The sequence below is a fragment of the Acidicapsa ligni genome, assembly GCF_025685655.1.
GTDB lineage: Bacteria > Acidobacteriota > Terriglobia > Terriglobales > Acidobacteriaceae > Acidicapsa > Acidicapsa ligni.
In genome coordinates this window covers 237,614-249,077 of record NZ_JAGSYG010000007.1, presented here as the reverse complement: position 1 = coordinate 249,077, position 11,464 = coordinate 237,614, and the positions used below count along the sequence as shown (strand labels likewise).

Annotated in this window: 8 protein-coding genes and 1 tRNA gene; 3 read left to right on the top strand and 6 right to left on the bottom strand. The window is 57.1% G+C overall.

Annotated features, from left to right (window positions below):
* Positions 1-114 precede the first annotated feature (114 nt).
* Positions 115-2,493 carry a M28 family metallopeptidase gene (locus tag OHL19_RS20695; RefSeq protein WP_263359738.1) on the top strand — a complete coding sequence of 793 codons (2,379 nt, stop codon included), beginning with the start codon at positions 115-117 and terminating at the stop codon, positions 2,491-2,493.
* A gap of 132 nt (positions 2,494-2,625) precedes the next feature.
* Here OHL19_RS20695 and OHL19_RS20690 read toward each other — a convergent pair whose 3' ends face one another.
* The 5 genes from OHL19_RS20690 to OHL19_RS20670 form a co-directional block, all read right to left on the bottom strand.
* Complete coding sequence (locus tag OHL19_RS20690; protein ID WP_263359737.1) at positions 2,626-3,264, bottom strand: MBL fold metallo-hydrolase; 639 nt, start codon at positions 3,262-3,264, stop codon at positions 2,626-2,628.
* Between the two features lie 92 nt (positions 3,265-3,356).
* A complete protein-coding gene (gene secG / locus OHL19_RS20685) occupies positions 3,357-3,674 on the bottom strand; it encodes a preprotein translocase subunit SecG (RefSeq protein WP_263359736.1) in 318 nt (105 codons plus the stop codon).
* 68 nt (positions 3,675-3,742) lie between these two features.
* Positions 3,743-3,827 (bottom strand) — tRNA-Leu (locus OHL19_RS20680).
* A 127-nt stretch (positions 3,828-3,954) separates the two neighbouring features.
* A complete protein-coding gene (locus OHL19_RS20675) occupies positions 3,955-5,835 on the bottom strand; it encodes a mechanosensitive ion channel family protein (RefSeq protein ID WP_263359735.1) in 1,881 nt (626 codons plus the stop codon).
* Between the two features lie 59 nt (positions 5,836-5,894).
* Entirely contained in the window at positions 5,895-7,109 is a 1,215-nt protein-coding gene (locus tag OHL19_RS20670; RefSeq protein ID WP_263359734.1) for a threonine ammonia-lyase, read from the bottom strand.
* An 830-nt stretch (positions 7,110-7,939) separates the two neighbouring features.
* Here OHL19_RS20670 and OHL19_RS20665 point away from each other — a divergent pair.
* On the top strand, positions 7,940-8,782 hold the full coding sequence (locus tag OHL19_RS20665; RefSeq protein WP_263359733.1) for a hypothetical protein: 843 nt from the start codon (positions 7,940-7,942) through the stop codon (positions 8,780-8,782).
* Between the two features lie 69 nt (positions 8,783-8,851).
* A complete protein-coding gene (locus tag OHL19_RS20660) occupies positions 8,852-10,654 on the top strand; it encodes a hypothetical protein (RefSeq protein ID WP_263359732.1) in 1,803 nt (600 codons plus the stop codon).
* Between the two features lie 86 nt (positions 10,655-10,740).
* Here the strand turns inward: OHL19_RS20660 and OHL19_RS20655 are convergent, their stop codons facing one another.
* Entirely contained in the window at positions 10,741-11,442 is a 702-nt protein-coding gene (locus tag OHL19_RS20655; RefSeq protein ID WP_263359731.1) for an HAD family hydrolase, read from the bottom strand.
* Positions 11,443-11,464: the final 22 nt, after the last annotated feature.

Genomic DNA, 11,464 nt, shown 5'->3' with positions numbered 1-11,464 from the left:
CGTTCGATACTGGATGCAAACTGGCCCACTGCCCGGTTGAGGCTATACTTGCGGATAGCTGAAAAGCCCACTCTATTTTCTGCTGCAAGCAACTCTTCTCACTTTGGAGTTTTGATGACCCGTATTCGGATTTTTGCCGCTGCGTTTTTGTTGCCTACATTGATTGTTCCTCCGCCCACAGCATTTGCCCAGAAAGAGTTCAAGGGGAAGGTTGCTGCGCAGCTTGATGGGTATTCGAAGACTGCTTCGGATAGCGAGAAGCAGTGGGAGGAGAAGTTTCGTGCGCTGCCGGTTCCGGATGCGATCAGGGAGAATATGCGGCAGTTGTCGGCGCGTCCTCATCATGTTGGTTCTGCGTATGACAAGGCGAATGCGGAGTGGATGCTGGCGAGGTTCAAGGAGTGGGGATGGGATGCGCAGATCGAGAATTTTTATGTGCTGTTTCCTACTCCGAAGGAGCGATTGCTGGAGTTGGTTGCGCCTACGAAATTCACTGCGAGCTTGAAGGAGCCAGCGGTGAAGGAGGATCCGACATCGGGGCAGACGGATGAGCAGTTGCCGACGTACAACGCGTATTCAGGCGACGGAGATGTGACGGGGCCGCTGGTGTATGTGAACTACGGGGCGCGCGAGGATTATGAAGAGCTGGACCGGCTGGGGATTTCGGTCAAGGGCGCGGTGGTTATTGCACGCTATGGCGGTGCGTGGCGAGGCATCAAGCCGAAGGTCGCGGCGGAGCATGGAGCGGTAGGGTGCATCATTTATTCGGACCCGGCAAACGATGGATATGGGGTTGCGGATTCGTATCCTGCGGGCGCGGGGCGGCCCAAGGATGGTGTGCAGCGAGGCGGTGTGAACGATACGGCTTTTCCGGGTGATCCGCTGACGCCGGGTGTGGGTGCGACGAAGGATGCGAAGCGGCTTGATCGGAAGGATACGCCGATCATTACGAAGATTCCGGTGCTGCCGATCTCATATGCGGATGCTACTCCGCTGCTGCAGGCGATTACGGGCAAAGTGGCTCCGGCTGCGTGGCGTGGCGGTTTGCCGCTGACGTATCACCTGGGGCAAGGGCTGGATGCGGCGTCGGCGCCGAGTGTGGCGCGGGTGCATCTGAAGATGTTTTCGAACTGGGATATCAAGCCGCTGTATGACGTGATTGCGAAGATTCCGGGAAGCGTGGAACCGGATGAATGGGTGATTCGCGGGAACCATCACGATGCATGGGTGAATGGCGCGGACGATCCGATTTCTGGCATGTCGGCGGAGTTGGAGGAGGCGCGGTCACTCGGTGAATTGGTGAAGCAGGGGTGGAGGCCACGGCGGACGATTGTGTATTGCGCGTGGGATGGTGAAGAGCCGGGGCTGTTGGGGTCGACCGAATGGGTGGAGACGCACATTGACGAGCTGAAGCAGAAAGCAGTGATGTATTTGAATAGCGACTCGACGGGCAGGGGCTATTTCTTCATGGAGGGTTCGCATGGGCTGGAGCACTTTATCAATGGAGTGGCGGCTGATGTGATCGATCCGGAGAAGAAGATTTCGATTGTGGAGCGGACGCGGAAGCTGGAGATTTCGCGCGCTAAGGGAAGCGATCGCGCTGAGGCTCGGAGCAGGCCGGATTTGCGGATTGGGGCGCTCGGGGATGGTTCGGACTACACATCCTTTTTGGATTTTGCAGGGGTTCCGGCGCTGGATTTAGGATTTGGTGGCGAAGATCGCGGGAGCCAGTATCACTCGATTTATGACGATTTTTACTGGTATACGCATTTCGCCGATACAGATTTTGTATATGGGCGAGCGCTGGCTCAGACGGCGGGAAGTGCCGTGATGCGAATGGCAGATGCGCAATTGATTCCGTATAACTTTAACAATACTGCGGAAACCATTGGTACGTATGTGGATGAAGTGAAGAGCCTGCTGAAGAGCGAGCAGGATGAGATTGCGGAAAAGAACAGGGAGATCGCCGAGGGAGTCTTTGAGGCGACGAACGATCCGAAAAATCCGCTTGCTGCTCCCAAGAAAGAAGAGATGCCGCCATTTCTGAATTTTGCGCCGCTGGAGAATGGCGCGACGGTCTTGACGTCCACGGCGCGGGAGTACGAAGAGGCCGTGAAGGCTGCTGAGGCGAATGGAGGGGCAGCGCTGGATGGAGCTGGGATCGATGCCGTGAACCAGTTGTTGATACAGACGGAGCGGGCGTTCTTCGATCCGGCTGGGCTGCCGGGGCGCTCCTGGTTCAAGCACCAGATTTATGCTCCCGGGGCCTATACGGGGTATGGCGTGAAGACGCTGCCGGCGGTTCGTGAGGCGATTGAGCAGCGCAAGTGGGCTGTTGCCGAGGGGGCTACTGTTTCGGTGGGTAAGGTGTTGGGGAATGAGAGTGCGGTGATCAAGGCGGCTACGGAGAAGTTGGAGTCGCTGGTGCCGGCTGGGGCATCCAGACCTGAGAACTCGGGCGGGAATCTGGGTGGGAACCTGGGCAGGAAGTAGATATTGCGAGATTCAGATTGAGGATGTTCAGGCTGATTTTTGAGGGTACTGCTTCAGAGGCAATTCGATGTTTCTGAAGCAGCGTCTCTGAAGCAGAGATGTTCCATGGTCGCCGGTTGGCCTGTTTTCTGTTTATATGAGGAATGGGTTGCGGTTCTTTTCCTGGCCTATGGTGGTGGCAGGGCCGTGGCCTGGGAGGACTTTGGTCTCTTCTGGCAAAACCAGCAGGCGAGTTTTGATAGAGTCGATGATCTGACGACCGTTGCCGCCGGGCAGGTCGGTGCGGCCTATGCTGCGGGCGAACAGGGTATCGCCTGCGACGAGCAAATTGAGTGGAGCGAAGTGCAGGCAGACGCTGCCCTGGGTGTGGCCGGGGGTGTGAATGACCTGGGCTGGATAGGCGTCCAAGCCGACTTTGAGGCCGTCCTTGAGGCTGGCGTCGGGGGACTCGGTTTCCGGGGTGTCGATGCCTATCCAACCGGCCTGAACTTCCATCATCTGCAAGAGAGGGATGTCGTTTTCATTGAGGAGGATGGGTGCTCCGGTGAGGCGTTTGAGCTTGAGTGCTCCGCCGATGTGGTCGATGTGGGCGTGGGTGATCAAGATTTGTTTGAGCTTGAGGTTCTGGCCGGTCAGGCGGCGATGGATGCGGGTGATGTCGTCGCCGGGATCGATGACGATGGCTTCGCCGGTTGCAGGGTCGCCCAGGATGGTGCAGTTGCATTGGAGTGGGCCTACGGGGAAGGTTTCGATGATTGGGGCGACGGTCATAGGTTTAGTTTAGTCGAGGGGATTTTGTGGGGGAAAAAGATTGAGGCGGACCTAATAGGTCCGCCTCGTTTGCTGCTGAAATCTGATCCGAATTATTTGCCGGGCTTGGCTGGGGCAGAGACTGGGGCTGTGCCCTTCATTCCGGAAAACACTGAGGAGCTGGAACCGTTAGAGCGGAGATAAAGGATGGTCAACGAAATCGAGGTGATCATGAAGAGCGCGGCGGCCCAGCTGGTCATCTTGGTGAGCAAGTTAGCTGCTGCACGAGGACCGAAGGCGGTTTGTGAACCTTGTCCGCCGAAGGTGCCGGCGAGGTCTGCGCTCTTACCTTGCTGAAGCAGAACGACGCCGATGAGGAAGAGGCATACGATCACGTGAAGAACGATAGTTGCATACAGCAAAAATTGCATGTGTTGACTGCTTTCCTGAATCTCGTCGACTGACTTGCCTTGCGGCCGCGCTCAGGACGGGAGAATTTTGGTGCGGAAGGGGGGACTTGAACCCCCACACCTTGCGGCGCAAGCACCTCAAGCTTGTGCGTCTGCCAATTTCGCCACTTCCGCTTTAGGACAACTATCGAAGTATATCAAAGGTGGAAGGGTCATGGGAACACGACAGCCATCCGAGTTGTGTTGAATCAGAGATTGTTGTGGATTATTACGGATTATTACGTTCAAGTTTGATTTGCTGCTATTTTGCCGGGACGATTCCTGCCTGTTTGTGGAGGACATCGATCACGGTTTGATAGAGGAGGTTGCGACGGTCGAAGCGATCCGCAGCCCGGGTTACGTAGCGGACAAGCACGTTGATTCCGGGAGACGCTGGGCGGAGATTGACCTGGGCGCTGCCTCCGAACTGGGTTAGGCCGTTCAAGCGTGAAGAGCGTTTCCATTCCTGCTCGGCTTTGTGGGCGTCCTGATCCGTTTCTTTGAGAATGGCTTTGTGAATCTGCTCAATTATGGTGTAGCTGTTTTCGGATTCGGGGACGTTGACGGAAATTTCATCCCACATCCACTGGCTGGCGGTGGAGAAGTTGAAGTACTGACCATTGACGGCGAACTTATTCAGGATGGCGACGCGGCGGCCGGTGGGGTGACCTTCTTCGGTGGAGTTGCCGGTTTCGAGGATTGCGGTGCGGAAGAGGCCGAGTTCGATGACTTCGCCGGTGACTCCGTTGATCTCTACTGAGTCGCCGAGGCGGATGCCGTTTTTGCCCATGAGAACGAACCAGCCGAGGAAGGCGATGATGAAGTCCTGCAGGGCAACGGTGAGGCCGGCGGTGGCCAGGCCGATGACGGTGGAAACCTGTTTGGGCACGCCGAAGACAACGAACATGATCATCACGATGCCGAGGATCTGCACGCTGAGCTGGAAGATGGTGCGGAGGGTCTGCGTGCGGCGCGGATCGAGGCCGGGACGCTCCATCCAGCGGTGGATGATGCTGGTGAAGAGCGTGACGCAGATGAGGATGAAGGCAATCATTGCGATGGATTGCAGGATGAGATGGAGGACGATGCGGTGCTGTAGCTGGACCTGAATAGCCCACTTGTCGTAGAGGTTCGCGAGTTGTTTTTGCGTGTGGATGCGGTCGTTGCAGATGCCGATGAGCTGTTGTAGCTGGCCTTGCTGCTTGAGGGCGGCGAGGCGTGTGGCGTGGTCCTGCGCGGCATTGGCTTGCGCATTGTCCCGCGAGGATTTGCCAGCCTGGGCTTCGAGGCGGTTGTAATCGGCTTCGAGGGATGCGGTATCGGCCCACGCCTCATCTTTGGCCTGCTGGATGAGCTGATAGCGGGAGTTTTGAGCGAGCCACGCCTCGATGCGGCCGGCGAGTGTGGAGTAGCGTTGCAGGGAGATGACGGCGACTTCGCCTCTTTTGGCCTTGGCATCGAGCTTGGCCATTGCGGCTTCGTGCGCGGTCAGCTCCTGTTGGATTTGCGGGCGCTGGTCGCCGGTGGCGCGGGCAAGCTGATCCTGAGCGTCGTTGAGGACGTCGCCATCGAGGCTTAGCTGCGCTTTCAGGATGTCGAGATTGTCGGCCTCGGTGCTGTTGGGGGCGGGCTGAACTCCGTTGGGCGTGAGGAGCTTGATTTGCGCCTGATCGTCTTTGATCTGCTGGTTGAGCTGGGCGACCTTTTGGGCGAGATCCTGGGCTTCGCTGCTCGGTTTGCCCTGGGCCGAGGGTTGGGGCGATGACTGGGTCGAGGACTGGATTGAAGGCGGCTGGCGAAGAGCGAAGGTGAAGGCCTGATCTACTTCATGATCGGCGAGGCGTTGCGCTTCGTTGGCGTAGGTGCTTTCTTCAGAGGTAACAGCGAGGGGCGCGAGGGCTTCGGCGGTTTCCCAGGGACCGATATCGACTACGGATTTGCGAACGTTGGAGGTTGAGATGCGCTGCCCTTGCACGGACAGGAAAGGGAGATGAACCATGGCGTCGCGGGTGGTCCAGATGAAGACCATGCAGAGTGCGAAGATGGCTACGAGAACACCGAGGAAGATGAGACGCGCTCGCTGGAAATGAAATCTGCGCAGGAGCGAAACGGGCTGCGGCGCGGGGAGCGGTGGGGTGGACATGTCCTCATTTGTACAGCAAGCGGCTGCTCGGTTGTGTGCAGTTCAGGATGATTGTGGCTCTACTGGATTCTTTCGATGTGGAATCCGGCTTCGCGCAGGGCGTGGCTGATGGCGGTGATGTGGGTGGCGCCACGGGTTTCGAGGGTGACGTCGATGACAGTTTCAGAGAGACTTACGCCGTAGTAGGCGCGGTTGTGGATGGTTTCGACGATGTTGGCGCGCTCGTTGGCTAGGATCTGGGTGAGATTGAGCAATGCGCCGGGGCGGTCGAGGAGGTAGACGCGAATTCGCAACAGGCGACCGTCTTTGACGAGGCCGCGCTCGATGATTTTGGAGAGCAGAGTGACGTCAATGTTGCCGCCGCAGACGAGGACAGCGGTTTTGCGATTTTTCAGATTGGTTTTGGCCTGGAGGAGGCTGGCGAGCGCGGCTGCTCCTGCGCCTTCGGCTAATGTTTTTTCCTGTTCGAGGAGCATGAGGATGGCGCTGGCGATTTCTTCATCGTCTACAGTGACGATTTCATCGACGTAGCGGCTGACGAGGGGGAGGGTGACGTCTCCGGCGCGACGGACGGCGATGCCGTCGGCGATGGTGGCTTCGGGGGAGAGCGTGATGGGGTGGCCTGCTTCGCGGGCGCGCAGCATGGAGGGGAGTTTTTCGGGCTCGACGCCGATGACACGGATTCTTGGGTTGCTCTCTTTGAGGGCGCAGGCGATGCCGCTGATGAGGCCTCCGCCGCCGATGGGGACGACGACGGCTTCGAGGTCGGGGACTTGATCGAGGAGTTCGAGACCGATGGTGCCCTGACCGCTGATGACGACTGGATCGTCGAAGGGATGAATGAAGGTCAGGCCTTGTTCGGCGCAGCGACGGAGGGCTTCTTCGCAGGCCTCATCGTAGTTGGCACCGTGGAGGATGACTTCAGCGCCGAAGCCGCGGGTGGAGACGACTTTCACGAGCGGGGTGGCCTGGGGCATGACGATCTGGGCGCGTAGGCCGAGTCTTGCGGAGTGGTAGGCGACTCCCTGGGCGTGATTACCGGCGGAGGCGGCGATGACTCCGCGCCGGCGCTCTTCTTCGGTGAGGGTGAGGAGCTTGTTGAGTGCTCCGCGCTCTTTGAAGGAGCCGGTGCGCTGGAGGTTTTCCAGCTTGAGATAGAGGGGGATGCCGATGCGTTCGGAGAGATGGTGCGAGAGCTGGCAGGGAGAGAAATGGATGGCGTCGCCGATGCGGGTGCGCGCGTCCTGAATGCTGGATAGGGTTACGGGTTCCAAGATACTTCTCCTGTATGACTGCGCCTATGTTTCAGTCCTGAACGTGAAAAACCACCTGCCGCTTTGCGGGAGGTGGCGTTTGTTACTTGCCGGAGTTGCTTGAATCTTAGGTCAGGCGTCGAGTCCCGCGCGCGCCCTGAATTGGGTTGGGGCCGCTAATTCGAATGAGGATCGCGATGATGTTTGTCGATGGCATGACTTCAGTGAAGTAGAGCAGAGGTTGTGGGATGGAGTCAAGCGGATTTGGGGGAGCGGATTTTTTTGGGAATGATGGATGGAAGGGCAAGGGCTAAAGGCTAAAAGACAGAAGCAGATTCCCTTCGGGAATGACAGACAGAACGGCAAGGGCAAGGGCTAAGGCAAAGGCTAAGGCGACGGCGATGGCTAAGGACAAGAATAAAGTTCATAACTGTAATGTTGTGTGCGGGCTGACTGCTTATCCGAAGGAAAGACAGGCGAGGGAGATTTTGGTGTGTATGTAAGTTCCAGGTGGATTAGAGAACGCAACTTATCAATTTATTCAATCTATCAACCTATCGAGATACATTCTCGCAGGACATTTTTTCAGGATTGGGATATCGATTTTTTGGCCGAATTTACATCGGTGGTTTATTGGTTTGTATCTTGCGATTGGTTTGGGTAGTAAGAGTTGGTAAAGAAAGCTTATTGCAGGGAAGTTTTTGGTTAATCCGTTTGTAACGGAAGAGGGTTCTGTGCACTATCTTCCGTACTCTCGTGCGTTCTTTCTTGACTTGGCAAATGCCGTAGTGTAATTTCTGGATGTCCTATAGGTAGGGACTCCCCCAATAACTCAGGAATGGAAGTGGACCATGACTCAGATGCAGAGGTTAGGTGCATTGGGGTTCGCCATGGTGTCGGCGATTCTCATCTGTGGAGCACAGGCTCAAGTAGGCGATCCGGCGACGTTGGATCAGGAGAAGTTAGTCTCGGAGATCAAGCTGACTAAGACCGCAGCGGATCATACGGATATCGTGACAGCCGGCGATGTGGTGGTCCTGCACAAAGACGGTTTGATCATGTGCAGCTCTGCATCTTCTTTTCCGGCGATGAATATCTACAGTGGCGGAGTTCTGGTTTTGAATCAACAGAACCGCATCAAGGATTCGGCAAGCAAATGGCTGCATGGGCTGGGGCAGACCAGTCTCACGGATGCTGCAAAAAATGGTTGCACGCAGCGTAAGTTTGTAGCCGGAGAGAAGTTCTGGGTGACGGGTGTCTCGATCCAGAAGGATGGCATCCTTGTCGATGTATTCAGCGATCCGTACAACGACACGCGCTACTACGGAGATATCAAGTTTCCGTTTCAAAAGGGATCGGTGCCTCCGGTGGACGCCTTTTTGAAGACGGTCGATGAAGTGATGACTGTTCAGCCCGCGGACGATAAGGACAAAGGCGCTCAGAATAATCAAGCCGCTGCTCCGGCTGCTGCGGCTCCAGCCGCGCCAGCCGCTCCTCTGGCGGTGATTGCGCCGCCGCCACCACCGGCTGATGCGCCGCCTCCTACGATTGCCATTGGTCAGACGAAAGATCAAGTGACGACTGGGTTTGGGCAGCCGGTCAGGACGGCGAAACTGGCAGGGACCAAGGAGATTTATTTCTACAAGGATATGAAGGTCACCTTTACAAACGGAAAAGTAACCAACGTTGAGTAGGGAATGGGACAGTAAGAATGCCGTCTTTCGGCGTTCCTGCATTCTCCGGAATAGAGACTAAGAGCCGTGATGCGAACCGAGAAAGAGGATTCCATGAAAGTGGAGACGATTTTCAAGAAGAGCAGGAAGAGTTCTGCTGCTTTTGTACTGGCCCTTTTGGTCGGTGTGAGTTGTGTGGCGAGTGCGGCTGCAGATAATAAAAAAGCTGCACCTGCTCCCAAAGCTGCTCCGAAGGCTGCTCCTGCAAGACCAGCGGCAGGAGCTAAGCCTGCGACGGCGGGAGCGGCGCATGGAGCGGCAGGTGGTGCTGCTTCGCATGGTGCAACCGCGGGTGGAACTGCTCATGGTCCCACGGCGAATGGAGCCAGCCACGGACCAACTGCAAACGGAGGCGGCGCAAGCAGGGCTGGAGCTACAACGGCCGGTCATGCGGAGGGAGCGGGAGCACGGGCCGGAGGCGGCTCGACGAGCACTCCTCGGGGCACAACTGCGAGTAAATCGGCGATTCATTCTCCTGTTCCGAGAGGGACTTCCGAACACACTACAAGATCGGGCAATGCGGTGCGTACGCGCGCGGATGGCAGAGTCAGCGATGTTCATGACGCCAGGCGCGGTATGGATATTCATCACGGTCTGGATGGCGGACGGCGTGTTTCGATGGATCGCCCCGGACATGGACGCCTGTATGCAGAGCGTGGCCGCCGAGGTTATGTTCAGCGAGGTTATGGCTATCACGGGCACGACTTCGGGAGACGCTCGTACTACTATCACGGTCGCGAATATGACCGCTATTACCGAGGTTATGGATACCGTGGCGTGTATCTCAATGTGTATGCGCCGGGTTATTACTATGGACCGGGTTTTTATGGATGGGCTTATAACCCGTGGGCGGCTCCGATTGCATTCGGCTGGGGATGGGCGGGTAGTCCGTGGTTAGGTTTTTATGGCGGCTATTTCTCGCCATATGCTGTGTATCCGAGCGCTGCATTCTGGCTGACGGATTACATTATTTCGCAGGATCTGCAGGCTGCTTATGCTGCACGGCAGGATGCTGCGGTTGCTGCTGGAGAGGCTGAGGCGGCAGGTGGGCCTCCGGCGCTGTCACCTGATGTGAAGCAGATGATTGCCGACGAGGTGAAGGGGCAGTTAGCCCTTGAAAACTCCGAAGCGCAACAGGCTGGTCAGAAGCAGGATGTGGATCCGGCTTCGAGCGGGATCGCGCGTTTGCTGGCCGATGGTCACTCGCATGTATTCGTTGTGGGCGGCGGGCTTGACCTGACTGATTCGACTGGCCAGGAATGTGCGGTCAGTGAGGGAGACGCATTGCAGTTGGCGGCTCCGCCACCCGCAGATGCGACGTCGGCGGATTTGGTGGTGCTTGCGAGCAAGGGCGGCAAGGAGTGCGCGCGGACGAGCACTGTTTCGGTTGCTCTGACCGATCTGCAGGAAATGCAGAATCATATGCGCGAGACGATCGACCAGGGACTGCAGGATTTGCAGGCTAAGCAGGGCAAGGGCGGATTGCCACAAGCGCCGCCGTCAGCCCAGGCCAAGCCGACGCAGACGGAGTATGCAGCGATTGCACCTCCTCCGGATCCGAAGGATGCTGCCGATATCCAGGCAGAGACCAAGGAAGCAGATCAGGCCGAAACGGATGTTGCCAAGGAAGCTGGACAGGAAAATGGATCGCCAATTGGGTCGGTTGCCAGTCCTGCCCCTACGGCAAGTGTTGCCCTCGGTCAGACTCCGGATCAGGTCAAGGCGATTCTGGGAAATCCGACGAAGACTGCCGATCTGGGCGCGAAACAGATTTACTACTATGACGGCATGAAGGTGATCTTCAAGAGTGGTAAGGTTAGCGACGTCGAGTAAGTAGAGTCAATCGGATGACGGGCCAGCGTATTCCTGTGGAGGAGTGCGCTGGCTTTTCTTTTTGGATTTATTGGTTGCCAGCCGAATTAGAAAATCTCTGCTAATCGAATGAATGAGTCTACTTCGATGAGTTGCTGACCTTGGGGAGCGGCGGCGATCTCGGCGTGTTCGAGGATCCATGTGTCTTTGTGAAAGATGAAGACGGTGTGGAGGCCTGCGGCGAGCGCGGGATTGATATCCGATTTGGGACTGTTGCCGATCATCCACGTCGTATTGGGAATGCACTGATTGCGACGAGTTACTTCTCTGTACGTTACAGGGTTCTTTTCGGCGACTATCTCTACAGCGGAGAAATATGGAGCGAGGCCGGAGCGGCTGAGTTTGTCGGCTTGTTCGGCCTGACTGCCTTTGGTCATGAGGATGAGGCGATGGCGCTCGGCGAGGTTGGGGAGCAGTTCCGCGACGCCGGGTAAGAGTTCGATTTCCTGGTCAGCGATGCTTTGAGCGAAGCTGCGGATTTGGACGTGCTGATGGTCGGTGATGGGTGTTTCGGTGAGGCGATCGAAGCAGGTGATGAGGGATTGAGTGAAGCTGGTGAGGCCGTAACCGTGCGACAGGATGGTTTCGCGCTCGGCCTGGTTCAGGGCGTGGCGAACTTCGGCGGGGGTGTGGCTCTGGTGATCGAGATAGGTGATGAAGGCGGCAATGGCGCGTTCGAAGTAGATGTTGTTTTCCCAGAGGGTGTCGTCGGCGTCGATTAAGAGAGTCTGGCCTTCAAGAATGGGCATGCTGGAATGATAAATAACGGAT

Bases quoted from the DNA above. Each gene is read 5' to 3' on its own strand.
- OHL19_RS20690 (WP_263359737.1), bottom strand. From the start codon at position 3,264: ATGACCGTCGCCCCAATCATCGAAACCTTCCCCGTAGGCCCACTCCAA.
- OHL19_RS20695 (WP_263359738.1), top strand. From the start codon at position 115: ATGACCCGTATTCGGATTTTTGCCGCTGCGTTTTTGTTGCCTACATTG.
- OHL19_RS20660 (WP_263359732.1), top strand. From the start codon at position 8,852: ATGCGAACCGAGAAAGAGGATTCCATGAAAGTGGAGACGATTTTCAAG.
- OHL19_RS20675 (WP_263359735.1), bottom strand. From the start codon at position 5,835: ATGTCCACCCCACCGCTCCCCGCGCCGCAGCCCGTTTCGCTCCTGCGC.
- secG (WP_263359736.1), bottom strand. From the start codon at position 3,674: ATGCAATTTTTGCTGTATGCAACTATCGTTCTTCACGTGATCGTATGC.
- OHL19_RS20655 (WP_263359731.1), bottom strand. From the start codon at position 11,442: ATGCCCATTCTTGAAGGCCAGACTCTCTTAATCGACGCCGACGACACC.
- OHL19_RS20665 (WP_263359733.1), top strand. From the start codon at position 7,940: ATGACTCAGATGCAGAGGTTAGGTGCATTGGGGTTCGCCATGGTGTCG.